The sequence below is a fragment of the Syntrophomonas zehnderi OL-4 genome, from assembly GCF_000983115.1.
Taxonomy (GTDB): domain Bacteria; phylum Bacillota; class Syntrophomonadia; order Syntrophomonadales; family Syntrophomonadaceae; genus Syntrophomonas_B; species Syntrophomonas_B zehnderi.
The window spans coordinates 1-18,098 of the sequence record NZ_CGIH01000028.1 but is presented as its reverse complement, the minus strand read 5'-3'; the positions used below and the strand labels follow the sequence as shown (position 1 = coordinate 18,098).

Genomic DNA, 18,098 nt, shown 5'->3' with positions numbered 1-18,098 from the left:
CAATTGGCAGAAACCATCGGTGAACTGCTGGTCAAAGTCGGCCTGGACAACACCGGCTTTAATCAGGGCATGAAAGAATTGGATCAGTCGCTTAAGCTGGCTAGGGCTGAATTTCAGGCAGCGGCCGCCAAGATGGGTGATATGGGTAGCGCCGCCGACCAACTTAAATTAAAAGTTGAATACTTAAACAAGCAGGCTGAGGTGCAAAGGCAGAAAGTTGCCGCCTTAAAAGATGCTTATGACAAAGCGGCGGGCAGCACTGAGCAGGATACGGTGGCGGTGGAAAAACTGCAGATCAAAATGCTGCAGGCCGAAAAGGTTCTGGCCAATATGGAACACTCCCTAAAAAATACGGCCAAGGAACTGGAACTGCAAGCTTCCGCCTGGACCAAGCTCTCTAAAAAGGCCGAAGAAGCAAGCCAGAAATTAAAAGCAGCGGGCAGCAGCATCACCAGTGCCGGTCAGGGAATGTCCCTGGCGGTTACCGCACCGCTTGCAGCCGCCGGAACCGCTGCGGTGAAACTGGCCTCAGATACCAATGAAGCTCTGAACAAGGTGGAAGTAGCCTTTCAGGATAACGCTGAAGGCGTTAAGAACTGGAGCGATACCACCCTGGAACGCTATGGCATCGCTAGGGGCACTGCCCTGGATATGGCTGCTACCTACGGGGACATGGCTACCAGCTTGGGGCTTAACACTGCGCAGGCAGAAGAAATGAGCAAAACCCTGGTGGGTTTGGCCGGAGATCTGTCCAGTTTTAAGAACATCAGCATCGACATAGCGGATACCGCCTTAAAGTCGGTATTTACCGGCGAGACCGAATCTTTGAAAGAATTAGGCATTGTTATGACCCAGGCCAACCTGCAGGAATACGCCTACAGCCAGGGGATTAAAAAGAAGATCCAGGATATGAATCAGGCGGAGCAGACCCAACTCAGGTACAACTATGTCCTGGCCATGACCAAGAACGCCCAGGGGGATTTCGAGAGAACCGGGGCGGGAACGGCTAACCAGATGCGGGTTTTCTCCGAAAGCATAAAAGAGCTAGGGGCTACCATGGGACAGCATATCCTGCCGGTTATAACCCCATTAATCCAGAGATTAAATGAACTGGTGCAAAGATTCGGCGCTTTAAGTCCCAGCGCCCAAAAAACCATTCTGGTTGTGGCCGGGGTGGCTGCCGCCATAGGCCCGGTTGTCCTCATTATCGGTCAGCTGGTCACCGCCGCCGGGGCCATCTCCGGTGTAGTCAGTACAGCTGCGGCTGCCATCGCCAGTGCCGGTGGGGTTACCGCAGCTTTGGGGGCGGCTTTTTCCGCCTTAACCGGTCCTATTGGCATCGCCGCAGCCGTTATTGCCGGGCTTGTCTTAGCCGTCAAGGAGCTTTGGCAGAACAATGAAGGATTTCGTAATACGGTCAAGGAGATCTGGGCGGATATTGGAAGCATTATCGCCAAAGCCGGAACCGCCATTAAAGCATTCTGGGACAATTGGGGCAAAGATATCATCGCGGTTCTATCGAACATTTGGAACATTATCAAGGCGGTATTCCAGACCGCGGCGGAAGTGATTGTAAATGCCTTCGGCTTTTTCCTGGATGTCTTGCAGGGAGACTGGCAAGGGGCCTGGGAGCATATCAAAAACATTTTTATCTCCCTGTGGAATGGGATTAAGACAGTGGTGGTCAACGCTTTCGAGGGTCTAAGAACCCTGCACAATACGCTGCTGGAAATCGGAGCTCATATTATGCAGGGTTTGATCGACGGGATTAAAGGCCGGATTGAGAGAGTCAGGGAGATCGCCGGGGAAGTTGCCGAAACGGTAAAAAACAGGATCAAAGAAGCCCTCTCCATCCGCTCCCCCTCCCAGGTCATGCGCGAATATGGCCTTAATATCAGCGAAGGCTTGAGCACCGGCATGCAAGAAGGAATGTCCTTTATAGAAGGCTCGGTATCCGACATTATTGCCACTCTCGTCGATATGCGAAATAACCTGGAAAAGATAGCGGCTGAAACCAACGCCAAGCTGCTGGAAGCGGAAAAAGAGTACGCCGACCAGTGCCGGGAAGTCAAAACTAAACTAGCCCAGGATGAAATCGCTTTGCAGCAGGAACTGTCAGATAAATTAGCCGCTATTACGGCAGCAGGTTTAGAGAAAGAAGCCCAGGCCATCGAAGCTTTTGAGCAGAGCTATGCGGCCAAGGTGGAGTCCATCAAGAACCAAATTGGGCTTTTTGATGAAGTAAAACCGCAAAAAGTATCGGGCAAGTCCTTGCTTGGCAATCTGGAGGACCAGGTTCAAGAGTTCGACAGCTGGCAGGCCAACTTAAAGTCACTGGCCGCCAAAGGGGTTGACGCAGGGCTGATTGACGAACTTAGGCAGATGGGGGTCAAGGCGGCTCCCCAGGTCGCGGCTCTAAATACCTTGACAACCGATGAGCTTAATAAATACGTTGGCCTTTGGAAAACCAAAAACGCCCAGGCCCGGGCGGAGGCCAATATCGAAATGCGCCAGGCCCGGGTTGAGCTAAGCCAGCGCTTAAGTGAGATCAGGATGGAAACCCAGAATCAACTGGCCCAGCAGACCCTTGAAATGCAGAACAGACTCATGGAGATGAAAGCCAAGGCCGATGAGGAGCTGGCCAAGTACAAAAAGGCCTGGGAGGAAAAGAACGGAGAAATTAAAAAGAACGCCGCCGAAACCATCGCCACCATCGAAAAGAAGTATGAAGAAATAGTCCAGAAATCGGCCGGGTACGGCATCCAGGCCATGAGTGAGTTGATCCGGGGTATAAGGTCCAGGATGAGCGCCTTGCAAAGTGTCATGGACGAAGTGCGAAGCATCATGGGTTCCGGTATGGACCCCAATCAGCGCAATTCCCCTTCTTTAGTAGACAAGATAAAAATCGGGGTGGCTGATATTACGGCTGCCTACAGCAACCTAAAAAACAATTTAAGTGGCCTTGACTTAAAGAGCGCTTTAGCAGGAGTTGCACCTTTAGCCTTGGGTGCGGCTGCCGCTAATACAACCAGTAACAGCTCGACCACCATCAACCAAATCAGTATAACGGTCAATGGCGGCACTGGTGACGCGGGCGAGCAGATTTACCGGACGCTCCTGGCCAAGGGGGTGCGTTTCAGTGGCTAAAAGCCTTAAGATTGCCGGGATGGAGCGCTGGCCGGACTATCGCCGGGGGAGTCTTACTATCAGCCAAATCCTTACCAGTCAGGTAGACAGCTGCTCATTTGCGATTAAGGGAACAAAACCTCTTGAAGGCAGTGAGGTCATCATCGAGGATAGCGCCCTTACAGAGCCCCGGCTCTTTGCTGGGACCATCGACCGGGTGGAACTGGTGAATTATAAGGCTCCACTGGTGTGGAAAGTTGACTGCCAGGACTATACCCTGCAGATGGATAAAAAGCTGGTGGTGGAAACGTATCTGGGATGGAGCGCTGACGCCATTGTGCGCGATATCCTGCTCAAATATTGTCCGGGTTTTTCGGCAGCAGGAGTAGCAAGCGGGGCACCGGCAATCGAGTCTACCGGCACCGAATTCAACTACAAAATGCCGTCGGAATGTATGAAGTGGCTGTGTGACTATATCGGCTGGCAGTGGTATGTGGACTACTACAAGGTGGTCCATTTTTTTGATCCTGCCCAAATGGGCACCGTTGCCCCCATGACCTTGCAGCCCGGGGGCCGATTTAGCAACTTCAAGGTAAGTATCGACCACCAGGGACTGCGCAACCGCATATATGTCCTGGGCGGCAGTATGCTGTCCGATCCGCAGACCATCGAATGGAAAGCGGACGGTGCGGCTCGCATCTGGGTGCTCCCCTGGGTTCCTAATGAATGCAGCTTGCAGGTGGGCGGTACCGTTCAAAACGTCGGGGTTGAGGGTGTGGATGAAGAAGATGTAAAGGATTATCTGGTAAATCTGGGCGACGGCTACCTGCGCTGTTCAGCTGATACTGATACGCCCGAGAGTGGCGTGACCATTTCGCTTACCGCCCGGCAAAGCATTGATGTTATTACCGTGGTAGATGATTTGGCCAGCCAGGCTTCCATTGCCGCCCTGGAAGGCGGCGATGGGGTGTATGAGCACTATATCAAAGACGATACCCTAATCACCATTGAAGCGGCTGAAGCGGCCGGAAATGCCGACCTTAGACAGTGGGCTAATCCCAAGACAAGCGGCAGTTTCATCACCGCAGTGCCGGGATGGGAACCGGGACAGGTAGTAAGCATTGAGCTTCCCGAACGAGGTGTAAACGCAGTTTTCCTGGTACAAAAGGTGACCATCTCCTTAAGTGAGGCAGGTCTTTGGATATACACCATAGAATACGGCGGACGTCTCTTAGGGATAGCCGATTTTCTTAAAGCCCTGGTCTCAGCCCAGCAGAAGAAAAAAATGAACGACACCATGCTGATCCATAAGTTTGTCTATGGTACTGAAGCCATAGCGATAAAAGACGCGCTGCTTACGGCGGGCAGAAATCGTCCCTGGCTGGTCGAGGGCTGCGCAAGCGGCGCGGTGATGATAGGAGGTTGATGTAATGGCTGGCGGATATATTCAAGTCCCGCCCGACAGCACCGGGAAAAAGTTAAACGCGCGCTACCGGGCGATTGAAGGCACAGCGGGTTATGAGCAGTATGTGGCCTGGCATGGGCTGCCTACCTTTTATTGTTTAGCACCCAGCGTGGCCCTGGCGCAGAACAAACACTTATTTTCTATATATAACGATGCGGGCAGCGGGTATCTAATTCGTGTCCCCAGGCTGTCTATTGTCAATATGTCACTGACATCGGTTTCTGGCGTAGGGGTGGAACTGGATTTTATGCGTACCACCAGCCAGAGCGGCGGTACGGTTATAACCCCGCAAAAAGCTGATACTGCGGATGTTAACCTGACAGCGGCAATTCGCATTGCCACCGGGGCCACCATTGCCGAAGGTGCCTTGCTGTGGCCGGTGACTCTTAATAACGATGAAATACCCCTGACCCTTAATGCCACTCCTTTGCTGGATTTCAATATGATCCCCCGGGGAATGGATGTCAAACCTCTATGTATACGACCGGGGGAAGGTTTCAGCATCAAACAGATAACCAACACCAGTGTCGGCCTATGGTCAATACTGGCGGTGATTACGGCTGAGGATGTCGCATAGGGGGTTTGGCTATGTCTATGATCTGGGAAATGCACAAGTGGGGGCTTGAACACATCCCGCAACCGGAAAGCCAAGCCGTACCAACCATTGGCAGCCTGGCCCGCATCTATCCCCAGACTCAAGCTATGTCACTGCCTAGGGGGCTGCAGATATCGACGAGTATTGATGGCAGCCAGTGGAGCCAATGGGCGGATGTGGACTTTTCCGAAGCTGTAACAGTACCTTTCCCGGGCTTTATCAAATTCAGGACCTATCAAAAAGCCAACGTGCAGGTCTTTAACTACAAATCGCCAGATGAAGCCGACTCGCTGGTTGGCCTGACGGTGGTATTAGGCCAGTATGGAGTGGTGTGACATGAAAGATACTATCAGCTTTAAATCAGAATGGTATTTGGAATACGGGGATGGCAAAGTTATCGGCCCCTTAAAAAACTATGTTACCAGCGCAGGCTTAAGTATAGCTGCTCAGAAGCTGGCCGGGCTATCCAGCCCCTATCTTGTTATTGGTGATGATACAGCCGAAGGGGATACCATATCCGAAGTTTACCGCAAGGCGGTATCGGTGGTGACCCAGTCCGGAAACATGATCCGCTTCAGGACGATACTCTTGGCTGGAGAAGGCAACGGGCAGCACCAAAAGACCTGTATCTTTACTGACGCCAGCGATGCCCCAGGTTCAGGTATTATGTTTAACCTCTTAAAAGTGCCCTGGGGCAAGGAAAACCAGATGATTTTGACAGTGGAATGCAGGCTTACTCTGCAGTAGGGGGTGATTTTTGTGTTGTTTGCAGCTGAAAGCGGCCGAACAGTAATCGATGAGAACCTGGCTAATGCTGCTATGATGATGCAGGAATTTTCGCATATTTATGAAGGCACCGCTTTTGGTGGCAAAACCGGAGCGGGCATAGCTGAATTTGACTGTGCCGGTTATGACCACGCGGTGCGGTTTAAGGCTGACTCCGCCGCTGAGATAGCCCGGGTCGCTTTTGATCTTATTAAGCATGGCCAGGGTGCAGATCTTTTGGTTGAACTGCGGGAAGGTTTTAATCCGGACGGTTCAATGTTGGGTTCTTTGCTGAGATATATGGTTCTGCCCAAAGAGTTTATTCCCACCAGCAAGGCATATTTCAGCATCCCCATAGATATATCGGACCTGGTGAGCGGCGCTTACTACTGGCTGATTATTAAAAAAGCCGGGGATGCCGACAACCACTTTCACCTGCATGGTGAAACCATACAAGACTCCTTATATCCTACTTACAGAAGAGCGGGAAACAGCGGAGCCTGGACAGCAGAGAACGCCATCCACTTTGAGGTATATAACGGGGAAACGGGCAACCTTTTGCATGGCATCTATGGCTACAACGCCGTCACCTGGCTTATATGGGACGGCGATTTAATCTCCAAAGCCTATCGGTACCTGCCCCCCGCCTCCGGTTTTTCCGGTGGGGTCAGACAGATCAAAACCTATCAATGGTCAGGCGAGATATTAAAACGGGGGGTGGTGTAATGTTTGGCTCAGAAGAGATACTAGCTTTTATCCGCAGGCAGATCGGAGTCAGGACCGATACTGATGATTCGGCGGGCAGCCTGCATGCCAAAATCGGCAACCTAAAGGAAGTTATGCAAAATTATATAAAGAACTACACCATCATGCAATTAAGCACTATATCGTCAAACACCAGCAGCTGGAGCAGTACTGAACAAAGTGTAACTATTTCCTACAATGGCGCAGGCATATTGCAAAACATATATATACAAGGCAGCGGCACTACATGGACCAGCTCTTGCAGGGCTACTATTACCATCGATGGTATAGCTGTTCCCGCATTCGGCTCCGCGTCTGGAAGTGTAGCCTGGCCAGGATCCAATGTATATTTGTTCTCTGATTCAACTGGAAAACTCAATGTAATCAGCAGCCGAGCTAATCTAGGCATCCCCTTTCGTTCATCTCTGTGTGTTACCATATATTTTTCTGTTTCCGGTGGAAGTGGTGGTTCTATGGTGGGCAACGTAGAGATTTACAAATATTAACCGAAGGGAGGCAGGGCTTAATGTTTTTGGTATATAACAAGAACGACGGTTTAGTAGTGCAAGCATCTGAGACCGAACCAGTGCTGACTCCGGGACAGGACTATGTCTTTGCCCATGACCCTGAACTTAATTTATCCAATTATGAAGCTATACGGGTTATCGCTAAAGAAGGCTGTCATTTGGAGTTAAAGCCTACTGCCGAATGGCTGGCTAGAGTAAACGGCAGCAGTAATATCACGCTGGATGAAAAAGTTGCCAGGTTGGAACATTACAACCTGGTACTGATGGAGGCTGTAGCCAAACTTTCGGAAGCAACTCCCGGCACGATCAGCCCGGATTTGATGGCTGAATTGGTGCTGGCGGGAAGGAGAACGATTGATCAGGTGCCAGCTGACATATAAAAGGAAGTGTCAGGCAGGATTGCATCAGCTAGCGAATTATAGGCAGCTAAAGTTATTTTTTAACAATGGGCCTTGGGGCTCTTTTTTATTGCCGATTTTAAGGAGGACGAATTAATGAAAAGCTCAATTCAAATCGCCTTTACCGCTTTTGGCGGCTGGCTGGGCTGGGTCTTGGGAGGCTGGGACGGCTTTTTATATGCGCTGATCACCTTTGTGGTTATTGATTACCTGACCGGCGTCATGTTGGCCATACTGGAAAAACGCCTGTCCAGTGAGGTCGGGGCCAGGGGCATCTTTAAGAAGGTGCTGATTTTTGCCCTGGTGGCGGTGGGACACATTATCGACACTCAGGTTATAACAAACGGCAGTGCTGTCCGTACCGCAGTCATCTTCTTCTATTTATCCAACGAAGGAATCAGTATTCTGGAAAACGCAGCCAAGATCGGCCTGCCTATTCCGGAGAGACTCAAACTGGTTTTGGACCAGCTGAATAAGGAGGAAGAGATTAATGGCTAGATTATGTTTAGACTACGGTCATGGCGGCAATGACCCGGGCGCAGTATATAAAGGAAGAAAAGAAGCTGATGATGTGCTTAGCCTAGGTCGGGCCGTAGCAGCAGTGTTGAGACGCCATGGAGTAATCGTCGATGAAACCAGGGCGGCTGATGTTAGTTTAAGTCTGAAAGCTAGATGTGATTTTGAAAACATGGGCAGCTTTGACTACTTCATATCCTTTCACCGCAATGCTTTTAAGCCGGAAACGGCCGCCGGGGTTGAGACTTACACTTATCTAAACCCTTCGGCCAAGTCAAAGGAGATGGCCGAAAATATTCAAAGCTCCCTTGTGCGGGTCGGTTTTGTAAACCGGGGAGTTAAAGAAGCCAATTTTCACGTATTGCGAGAAACAAAAGCCCCCGCCATTTTAATCGAAATCGGCTTTATTGATAACAGCCAGGACAATGCACTGTTTGATGCCAAGAGAGATGAAATTGTCAAAGCAGTTTCTGGCGCTATCCTTTCCCAACTGGGGTTAGCATACATAGAAGAAAGCCAGATTGGTCTGGAAGGAGCTTTGGAGGTGCTGGTCAGAAACGGCATACTTAAATCCCCCGAATATTGGTTGGGAAACGCCCGGGAAGGCAAAACCATCAAGGGCGAATACGGCGCGTTGCTTATTGAGAGAATGGGTGAATTTATTCTATCCAATCTGTCTGAAACTTGACATTGGTTGATTGACAAGTGACTAACAGCCAAGAACCCGCAGAGCGACATCTGCGGGTTTTCGTTTTCCCAAAGGAGTGATCCTATGACCTCTTTTCAAAAGGAACAGATACACCGTATGCGTAGCGCCGGCATGGGCTATGCCAAGATAGCGGCCAGCCTCGGCATATCGGAAAACACCATAAAATCATACTGTAGAAGAAACAACCTCGGCGGTATCATGGCTGCCTCGCAACCAGCACAGCGGGACGATGAAAAAGAAACCTGGGCGTTTTGCCAAAACTGCGGGCAGCCTTTAAAACAGCGCCCTGGCGTGAAGCCGCGTAAATTCTGCTCTGACGCGTGCCGCGCGGCCTGGTGGAAAAACCACCCGGATAAAGTGGCAAAGAAGGCTATTTATCAATTGGAGTGCGCGGGCTGCCAGAAACCTTTTGCCAGCTACGGCAACCAACACCGCAAATACTGCAGTCATGCCTGCTATATAAAGGAAAGGTTCGGCAACCATCAAGCGGGAGGTGATAGGCAGCTATGACCCAGGAGCAGTTCGAGCGTGAGAAAGCCTATCACATTACCTTGTGTATCGCCAGAGCCATGTTTCAATGCGGGCTGATAAACGAGCGAGAGTACAAGAAAATTGACACCATGATGCTTAATAAATATCGCCCTATATTGGGTAGCTTACTACGCTGATTAACTTGATAAGTCCGAAAAACCAGAGTTAACATGTGGTCTGAAAGGAGGGGTTATATGGAGCGGGTTGTAAGGAAAATAGAACCGCTTGCGCCGGTAATCCCTAAGAAAAAGCTGGTGGCCGCTTACGCCAGGGTATCCAGCGGCAAGGATGCCATGCTTCATTCACTCTCTGCTCAGGTCAGCTATTACAGCGATTATATTCAAAAACATCGGGAGTGGCAATTCGCGGGGGTTTACGCCGATGAGGCGCTGACCGGCACCAAGGATGACCGGGCCGAGTTTCAGCGGCTATTAAACGACTGCCGGGACGGTAAGATAGATATGGTGATTACCAAGTCCATATCACGGTTTGCCCGAAACACCGTAACCATGCTGGAAACCCTGCGAGAGCTGAAACTGATCAATGTGGATGTGTATTTTGAGAAAGAGAATATTCATTCCCTAAGCGGGGATGGCGAGTTAATGCTTACCATCCTCGCTTCTTTCGCCCAGGCGGAAAGCCTTTCAGTGAGCGAAAACTGTAAGTGGCGCATCCGCAAGCGCTTTCAGGCTGGTGAAATTGCCAATCTGCGGTTCATGTACGGCTATAACATAAAAAAGGGTGAAATAACCGTCGACCATAAAGAGGCGGAAATCGTCCGCATGATTTTTGCCGATTACATAAGCGGCATGGGGTGTGAAAAGATAGCCAGCAAGTTAAATCAATTAGGCCTCAGAACAATCAGGAACAATGCGTGGAATGACAAACGGGTGGCGGATATTATAAAGAACGAAAAATATACCGGCAACGCGCTGCTGCAAAAAAAATATGTCACCGATCACTTATCGAAGAAGCTGGTTTTAAATGAAGGCAGGCTGCCCAAGTATTATGCCTATGGAACTCATGAACCGATAATCGATCTGGCAACCTTCCAAAAAGCCCAGGAAGTTATGGCCGCGCGCCGAGGAAGAAACAATAACGGGCCAAAAACCATTAACAACTATCCGTTTACCGGTATGATAAAATGCCCCCGTTGCGGTCGGAACTACAGAAGGATCATTAATAAGGGACGAGCTGCCTGGAACTGCCCCACTTTTGTCAAGCATGGCAAGGCGGCATGCCATGGCAAGCAGATTCCGGAAGATATTCTGCTGGAATTGACCGCGGAAGTATTGGGATTGGCCGAATTTAATGAGGGTGTTTACCGGGAAAAAATCAAACAGATGATTATTCCGGCCCCAGGTCGGGTTTTGTATATATTCAATGATGGGCGTGAAAAAGAGGCTTACTGGCAAAACCGGTCACGTAAATTTAGCTGGACCGAACAAGCCAAGCTTGAGGCGCGGGAAAGGGCGCTCGCCTATCGGAGGGGGTTTAAGAGTTGAACACCGCAAGAGCAGTAAAAGTTATTCCGCCCAAAGTCAGCCAAATTTCTCCGCTTGCTGTCAACAGCATAGCGAAGAAACGTGTCGCGGCTTACGCGAGGGTATCGACCGACAGTGAGGAGCAGCTTTCCAGCTACGAAGCCCAGGTCGATTATTATACCAGGTACATAAAATCCAATCCGGAGTGGGAATTTGTTGACGTCTATACCGATGAGGGAATATCGGCAACCAGCACCAAGAAGCGGGACGGATTCAAGCGCATGGTGGCCGACGCGCTGGATGGCAAAATAGACCTGATTATTACCAAGTCGGTGTCCAGGTTCGCCCGCAACACGGTGGATACTCTGACCAATGTGCGGAAGCTCAAAGATAAAGGCGTGGAAATATATTTTGAGATAGAGAATATTTACACCTTCGACAGTAAAGGAGAGTTAATGCTGACAATTTTATCCAGTTTAGCTCAGGAAGAAAGCCGGTCTTTGAGCCTCAACGTCACCTGGGGCCAGCGCAAGCGTATGGCTGATGGCAAAGTCAGCCTACCCTACAAGCGGTTTCTGGGCTATGAAAAGGGCGAGGACGGCCTGCCTCAGATCGTGGAAGCGGAAGCCAAAATTGTGCGCCTGATTTACAAGATGTTCTTGGAAGGCAAGACCCCGTCAGGCATTGCCAGCTACCTTACCAATAAGGGCATACCCACACCATCCGGCAAGCAAAAATGGCAGCACAGCACGGTTAAAAGTATCCTGACCAACGAAAAATACAAGGGCGACGCTATCCTGCAGAAAAGATTCACAGTGGACTTTCTAACCAAGAAGATGAAGGTCAACGAGGGCGAGGTTCCCCAGTACTATGTGGAAAACAGCCATCCCGCCATCATACCGCCGGAGACATTTGAACTGGTGCAGGAAGAATTCCGAAGACGAGAAGCCGGAGGACACTACACCAGCGGCATAAGCTGCTTTGCCAGCCGAATCGTATGCGGCGATTGCGGCAGTTTCTACGGCAGGAAGGTGTGGCACTCCGGCAGCAAATACGAAAATATAATCTGGCGGTGCAATAAAAAGTTCAGCAAGAAAGAATTCTGCACCACTCCGCATTTGAAAGAAGAGCAGATTAAAAAAGCGTTTGTTGATGCTTTCAACAGCCTTATAGAAAACAAAGCCGAGATTTTGAAAAACTACGATGACATCATAGCCCAGATAACCGACTGTAAGAGGCAGGAAAAAGAAATCGCCAAGATCGATGAAGACTGCGCGTCCATCGAAGTGTTAATAAAAAAGCTCATTGCCGAAAACGCCCGCTTAAGTCTCGAGCAAGGAGAGTACAACCGCAGGTACAGCGGGTACGTGGCCAGGTATAACGAACTGCAGGCCAGGCGTCAGGAATTAAACAATGACATAACCATGCTCCATGCGCGGCGCAACCAGATGAAAGCCTTTATCAAGGAATTATCCAAACAAGAGCGGCTTTTAACTGAGTTTGACGAGAGCCTGTGGGCGGCCACCCTTAACGCCATGGTGGTGAAATCAGATAAGGAAGCTGTCTTTCAGTTTAAAGACGGAACCGAACTGCCCTGGAGACTGGAATCGAAATGAGAAACATCACCGAAATCACCCGCCGGCAACTTCCCCTCCTCATTCCCGCCAGGCTCAAGGTCTGCGCTTATGTCAGGGTATCGACCGACCACCGGGAGCAGATGAATTCTCTCGAAAACCAAACCCAATATTATAAACACTTAATATCATCCAACCCAGACTACGAATACTGCGGCATATATTCCGATGCCGGCATATCCGGGGCCAAAGAAAACCGCCCCGGATTTTTAGCCATGATGGAGAAGGCTAAAAACAATGAGATTGATCTTATCATCACCAAATCCATCTCCCGCTTTGCCAGGAATACCTTGATGCTGCTCAAATACGTGCGGGAGTTGAGGGATATGGGAGTAGGGATCATATTTGAAGAAGAAAGGGTCAATACCTTGAAGTCTGAAGGAGAGCTCCTCCTTACGGTCCTGGCCGCGGTCGCCGAAGAAGAGCGGAAGTCAGTGCGCGGCAATGTGCGGTGGGCGATGGAGAATAAGTGCAAGCGCGGCGAGGTCATGGTGGATGCCAACCGTCTGTTGGGCTATGACAAAGATGCCCAAGGCAATTTGGTAATAAATGAAGGACAGGCAGCAATTGTACGCCAGATTTACCGGCTGTACCTTGAGGGGATCTCCGGGTATAAAATTGCGCGGATACTTAATGACCAGAACATCCCCACCTATACCAAAAAGCCCTGGAGCTCACAGCGAATTTTAAGAATTATAGGTAATGAAAAATATATGGGCGACTGTCTGATGCAGAAGTCCTTTGTAAATGACAACGGCCGACAGATCATAAACCGGGGACAGAGGGCCAAGTACCTCATAGAAAACAACCATCCCGCCATTATAGACCGTAAGGACTGGGAAGCAGCCCAGCAAATCAGGGAGAGCAGGCGCAAGAAGGCCTATCCCTTGAGCAGCATGCTGCGCTGCCCCTTTTGCGGCGCTTCTTTAACCAGGGTGGTCCATGAGCGCAGGTGGGTGAGCTGGATCTGTGCCACTTATCTGCGTAAAGGAAAGGCCAAGTGCCCGGGGATGCGGATAGCGGATGGGGTTTTGCAGGAAATAGTAAAGGATACACCAGTTACTGAACCGGTGGTGGTAGAGGGGGTTATTTATGGCAAGGGTCGAAAAAAGAGGTCCCAAGAGGATTTCCGTCTTATACCCGCTGCCCAGTACGGCGGATTTAAGCGCAACCGGGAATGACAAGGCTAAGAAACGAGTAGCCGCCTACTGCCGGGTATCCTCCGGCAGCGAGGAACAGATGGGCAGCTTAAATGCCCAGACCAGTTACTACGAGAGATATATTAAAGAACATCCTGATTACATATTTGCCGGTATCTATGCTGATGAAGGTATCTCCGGCACCGACCTAAAAAAGCGGGAAGCGTTTAACCGGCTGATGCAGGATGCCAGAGATGGTCATATAGATATGATCATTACCAAAAGCCTGTCCCGCTTTGGCAGGAATACCCTGGACTGCTTGAAAAGCCTAAGGGAACTGAAATCATTAAATGTAGACGTATTCTTTGAGAAGGAAAACATACACAGTTTGACCAGCCAGGGGGAAGTAATGATCTCCCTAATCTCAGCTGTGGCCCAAACTGAGAGTCTGGCATTGTCGGAAAATGTTAAATGGGGCATACGCCGCAAGTATGAGCGGGGCCATGTTCAGAGTATCCCCAGCGGCAAATTCCTGGGCTATGACAAGGATGAAGATGGCAACCTGGTTATTAACGAGGAGCAGGCGGCTATAGTCAGAAGGATCTATCAGGAGTTTCTGGACGGGTACGGTACCTTCCAAATCGCCAGGAGGTTAACCGCTGAAAACGTACCTACAGCTCATGGCGGGAAAGAATGGTGCGCCAGTCATATCCTAAAGGTTCTAACCAATGAAAAGATGAAAGGCGATACCAGGTGCCAGAAGACATACAACGCCGATTATCTAACAAAACGGCGGGTCAAAAACAAAGGAGATCTGCCACAATATTATTATGAAGATACCCACCCGGCAATTATTGACAAGGAAACCTGGGAGCTAGTGCAGCTAGAACTGGAAAGGCAGAAACGATACTGCCAGGACCATCATATATCCACATACCATAGGAGTAATGAGAAACACCCGCTGTCAGCAAAGATAATCTGCTCGACCTGTGGGTGTACTTATATGCTTTTAGAATCAAAGAAAATTGGAGAAGAGGGGCAGAAGTACTGGCGCTGCAGCACCTTTAAGGGGAAGCGGGGAGCGGAGATAGAAGGGCGGATGTTTACCCCGGAACCGATGTACCGGCCTTCAAATAAGCCTCACAACATTAAACGAAGAAAAGACCCTGAGGAACGGCACATGCTATGCACCGATATCCGGATTCCAGCCGGTGAGCCGGAGCGGGCTTTCATTAAAGCATGGAACCGGCTGGTTGATAATAAAGAAACTTATTTACCGGAGTGGCAGAAGATTGTGAGAGGTGACGATTTGCTCAAGGCTTACCGTACCAGGGAATTGATAGGACTAGTTGAGCGGGTCAGGCATATTGAATCCATACCCTATGGGCTGATGCTTAAGACTCTGGATCATATAGAAATTGGAGTGGATGGCAGTATGATGGTTGTTTTCCTTGCAGGAATCATGGTTCAAATTGATGATATTATATCCCACGAAGCTGGCTTGGAGCTTAATCTACAGCCTCAATACTTAGTGGAGTAAATTTGCTGATATATACACAAGAGTATCAAGTCTACCGAAACAGACAATTTTCGACAAAGGAAGATCGTAATACTTGGCGAAATCATAAGAAAAGATTAGAAAAATCTTTCTTATTATTTATCTATCCTTGAAATTTCTACAATGAGGAAGTGTTATGAGATGCCGCCAGGTACTATCGACGCAAATAAAGAAATACTGCAGAAAATCTTCTCGGAAGATTTCTGGTTTATTATTCCTGAATATCAAAGATCCTATGTATGGCAAACGGACAATGTTAATGAACTTGCAGAGGACTTGTTTTTCGCTTTCGAAAACAAACCAGATAGTGAATATTTTTTGGGATCCCTGGTATTGAAAAGGTTGATTAGTAGCTCCTTTCCTGAATATGAAGTCTTGGATGGCCAACAAAGGTTAACTACGTTTTTTATTATGATGGCAGTCCTTCGAGATCTGATCCAGAATGAAAAAGCCAAGAATACGATTCATAAGAAGATTTATCAAGAAGAAGATATTTTGGAAAATGTGCCTGCGAGGATGCGTATCACATATAAAATACGTGATAAAGTGGAGGATTTTATAAACAATTTTATTATTCTAAGAGATGGCACAACCAAAATTGAGGAACTGGAGCAATATAGGGAAAGCGATAATCTCTCTTTAATGAATATGGCCAATGCGATTATTATCCTAAGAGATTATTTTGTTGAAAAACAAGAACATATCGATTTACAGCTATTTGTCAAGTTTATCTTTAACAAAGCTCTTTTTATCTATGTTTCGACTGACAATACAGAGGATGCATTCAGATTGTTCACAATTTTAAACAATAGAGGAATTCCTTTAACCAACGCAGATATACTGAAATCCCAAAACATAGGCGCATTAAAAAATGACAAGGAAGTCACAAAATATGCCAGAATCTGGGAAGAAATTGAAGGCAAGCATGGCGATGACTTTGATCGTTTCCTTCAATTTATTAGGACTATTTTAGTCCAGGATAAAGCCAGGACAAATTTACTTGAAGAGTTCAATGACAAAATATATTACTTAAAATCGCCAACCAAATCGAAGTTGAAGCTGGGGAAGGAAACGTTTGAATTAATAAATCGATACAATACCATATATGAAGAAATAATCGATCTGCAAAATGATGATTTAAGTAATGAGTTTAAAAACTTAGTTACCGTTATGAAGATCGGCATGCGCTCCGACGATTGGATACCCCCGATCATGCATTATTACGCAAAGTTTGGTCTTAATAAAATTGATACTTTTCTAAAGTGCCTTGAGTATAAATTTACTGGGGACTGGGTATGTGGGATTACTCCCACTGCAAGATTGGAAGCAATGAATAACATCTTAAAAGCCATAGATAATACTGATGCCAGCAATATAAATAGGCTATTAGACAACAAGAAATTATTTAAGATAGATGAGACTGATTTTAGAGGTTACATTCAAGGTAACGTATACGGCAAACAGTATTGCAGGTACCTGTTACTAAAAATTGAGTGTCTTCTTAGTGATAATACAGTGCATTTATCCGGTTATAAGTATATAACTGTCGAGCATGTTCTCCCTCAAAATCCTAAGGCTAATAGTCAATGGAGAAATGATTTTAACGATGAGGAGAGACAGGTATGGACAAATAAACTAGCTAATTTAGTATTAATTAGCCAGAAGAAAAACAGTGCGCTAGGTAATCTCGATTTTGAAGAGAAAAAAAGCATATATCTGAAAAAAAGGATAGATGCATTCCATGCTAACAAAATATTTATAGAACAGAATAAAAAATGGAACCCTGCAACACTGGAGAAAAGACAAAAAGAATTGGTTAACTTGCTTATTGGCAACTAATGGAGTAAGTACTTCAAAGCAAAGATTGCTATGGCAACAAAAGGAGACTGCTTTTGCAAAATAACCATTTATTGGTTGGATGCGTGTTTTCAAAGAGGGAAGGGGAATAAAAATGGCAAAGCTAAAAGAGGCGGATTTCTACTATGGTGCAATGCTCTCAACCTTGTTCAATAATGGTATCTGTCCAATGTTGATTGAAGGAGGCAACGATAGGCAGGTATATGAATTTACGACCAACAAAGAGGACTTCCGATTATTTGTTAAATACCGTTCATTACCGATAGCTACCAAAAGGGAGGATTACTTAAGTTGGCAGTTTGTTTTTTCCGATGACGATCTCAGAGAATTGATACAATACCTAGGTGATAAGAAGCACCTTTCTTTAGGCCTTATATGTGGAAAAGAACAGCTTAATTCCAGTGAGTTTGCTGTATTACATAAAGAGGAGATTCAGCAAATTATTAATGCAGGTAAGAACTCGTTGACGATTAGCCGAAAATCGGGTGAAAGAGCCTTCCGAATATCAATGGGTGGGGGTAGAAATAATGCTCTGCAAATTAAATCCAATCGGCTATATTAAGATTTATTATGTAGGATTTGTGGGTAGTTGAACTTTATTGAAGGTTGTTTAGAAGAAATAATCCCATTGGTACTACCAGACAGTGGGCCTTTCGACTAATAATCCAAAAGGAAATAAATTCAGCACAGCAGTGAACTTAAACCAAAGAAGGAGTTAAAACTCCCACACGAGGGATTTATGCACCCCCTTTTCAAAAATGCACACCCCTAACAGAGAACTCGGACAAATCGTTAAATTGTATCAATCATTGAGTCATTAGACAAATATTCTACCATCTGGTGTCAAGGGGACGGTTCGAGATCACTGAAAAAGCAACCCTTTTAAGCCGCCCTGGCGGCTACCCACAGCCCATCAGGTAGGTTAATCTGTAACCGGCAGGATAAAAACCTCAAAATAAACGAAGATAACCCTTTTGAAGCGGATACCAGTTTGGCTATCCGCTTTAAGTTTACCGCCAGGGCTGTTAGTTTGGCCTGAATGCGGATGCT

General features: G+C 47.7%; 18 protein-coding genes and 1 pseudogene. 18 read left to right on the top strand and 1 reads right to left on the bottom strand.

The window, feature by feature from the left end:
• Positions 1–3: 3 nt before the first annotated feature.
• The 18 genes from AAV90_RS14115 to AAV90_RS08325 all read left to right on the top strand — a co-directional run bounded on the left by AAV90_RS14115 (position 4) and on the right by AAV90_RS08325 (position 17,610).
• A complete protein-coding gene (locus AAV90_RS14115) occupies positions 4–3,147 on the top strand; it encodes a phage tail tape measure protein (RefSeq protein ID WP_052729691.1) in 3,144 nt (1,047 codons plus the stop codon).
• Positions 3,140–4,552, top strand: a complete 1,413-nt coding sequence (locus AAV90_RS08400; RefSeq protein WP_046497716.1) for a hypothetical protein — start codon at positions 3,140–3,142, stop codon at positions 4,550–4,552. Before AAV90_RS14115 ends, AAV90_RS08400 begins: the two co-directional genes overlap by 8 nt.
• 4 nt (positions 4,553–4,556) lie before the next feature.
• On the top strand, positions 4,557–5,168 hold the full coding sequence (locus AAV90_RS08395) for a hypothetical protein (RefSeq protein WP_046497713.1): 612 nt from the start codon (positions 4,557–4,559) through the stop codon (positions 5,166–5,168).
• 11 nt (positions 5,169–5,179) lie between these two features.
• Positions 5,180–5,521 carry a hypothetical protein gene (locus AAV90_RS08390; RefSeq protein WP_046497709.1) on the top strand — a complete coding sequence of 114 codons (342 nt, stop codon included), beginning with the start codon at positions 5,180–5,182 and terminating at the stop codon, positions 5,519–5,521.
• Between the two features lies 1 nt (position 5,522).
• Positions 5,523–5,933, top strand: coding sequence for a hypothetical protein (locus AAV90_RS08385; RefSeq protein ID WP_046497707.1), 411 nt, complete (start codon positions 5,523–5,525; stop codon positions 5,931–5,933).
• A 12-nt stretch (positions 5,934–5,945) separates the two neighbouring features.
• Complete coding sequence (locus tag AAV90_RS08380; protein ID WP_046497704.1) at positions 5,946–6,677, top strand: hypothetical protein; 732 nt, start codon at positions 5,946–5,948, stop codon at positions 6,675–6,677.
• Positions 6,677–7,201: a hypothetical protein gene (locus AAV90_RS08375; RefSeq protein ID WP_046497701.1), complete on the top strand. Its 525-nt coding sequence runs from the start codon at positions 6,677–6,679 to the stop codon at positions 7,199–7,201. The genes AAV90_RS08380 and AAV90_RS08375 overlap by 1 nt, the downstream gene beginning before the upstream one ends.
• Before the next feature lie 20 nt (positions 7,202–7,221).
• The gene (locus tag AAV90_RS08370) at positions 7,222–7,602 is read left to right on the top strand and encodes a hypothetical protein (RefSeq protein ID WP_046497698.1); all 381 of its coding nucleotides are present in this window, start codon (positions 7,222–7,224) and stop codon (positions 7,600–7,602) included.
• 114 nt (positions 7,603–7,716) lie between these two features.
• Entirely contained in the window at positions 7,717–8,118 is a 402-nt protein-coding gene (locus AAV90_RS08365) for a phage holin family protein (protein WP_046497695.1), read from the top strand.
• A complete protein-coding gene (locus AAV90_RS08360) occupies positions 8,111–8,824 on the top strand; it encodes an N-acetylmuramoyl-L-alanine amidase family protein (protein ID WP_046497691.1) in 714 nt (237 codons plus the stop codon). The genes AAV90_RS08365 and AAV90_RS08360 overlap by 8 nt, the downstream gene beginning before the upstream one ends.
• Positions 8,825–8,908: 84 nt before the next feature.
• Complete coding sequence (locus tag AAV90_RS08355) at positions 8,909–9,355, top strand: helix-turn-helix domain-containing protein (protein ID WP_046497688.1); 447 nt, start codon at positions 8,909–8,911, stop codon at positions 9,353–9,355.
• Positions 9,352–9,513 carry an SHOCT domain-containing protein gene (locus AAV90_RS15140; protein ID WP_198142839.1) on the top strand — a complete coding sequence of 54 codons (162 nt, stop codon included), beginning with the start codon at positions 9,352–9,354 and terminating at the stop codon, positions 9,511–9,513. The genes AAV90_RS08355 and AAV90_RS15140 overlap by 4 nt, the downstream gene beginning before the upstream one ends.
• 57 nt (positions 9,514–9,570) lie before the next feature.
• Positions 9,571–10,881: a recombinase family protein gene (locus AAV90_RS08350; protein ID WP_046497685.1), complete on the top strand. Its 1,311-nt coding sequence runs from the start codon at positions 9,571–9,573 to the stop codon at positions 10,879–10,881.
• Positions 10,878–12,476, top strand: a complete 1,599-nt coding sequence (locus tag AAV90_RS08345) for a recombinase family protein (protein WP_052729690.1) — start codon at positions 10,878–10,880, stop codon at positions 12,474–12,476. Before AAV90_RS08350 ends, AAV90_RS08345 begins: the two co-directional genes overlap by 4 nt.
• Positions 12,473–13,675, top strand: a complete 1,203-nt coding sequence (locus AAV90_RS08340) for a recombinase family protein (RefSeq protein WP_052729689.1) — start codon at positions 12,473–12,475, stop codon at positions 13,673–13,675. Before AAV90_RS08345 ends, AAV90_RS08340 begins: the two co-directional genes overlap by 4 nt.
• Positions 13,587–15,173, top strand: a complete 1,587-nt coding sequence (locus AAV90_RS08335; protein WP_052729688.1) for a recombinase family protein — start codon at positions 13,587–13,589, stop codon at positions 15,171–15,173. The genes AAV90_RS08340 and AAV90_RS08335 overlap by 89 nt, the downstream gene beginning before the upstream one ends.
• Before the next feature lie 159 nt (positions 15,174–15,332).
• Positions 15,333–17,030, top strand: coding sequence for a DUF262 domain-containing protein (locus AAV90_RS08330; protein ID WP_046497681.1), 1,698 nt, complete (start codon positions 15,333–15,335; stop codon positions 17,028–17,030).
• 112 nt (positions 17,031–17,142) lie between these two features.
• A complete protein-coding gene (locus AAV90_RS08325) occupies positions 17,143–17,610 on the top strand; it encodes a hypothetical protein (RefSeq protein ID WP_046497813.1) in 468 nt (155 codons plus the stop codon).
• Between the two features lie 320 nt (positions 17,611–17,930).
• Here the strand turns inward: AAV90_RS08325 and AAV90_RS14915 are convergent.
• Positions 17,931–18,098 (bottom strand): annotated as a pseudogene (locus AAV90_RS14915) (IS5/IS1182 family transposase); the annotation flags it as partial.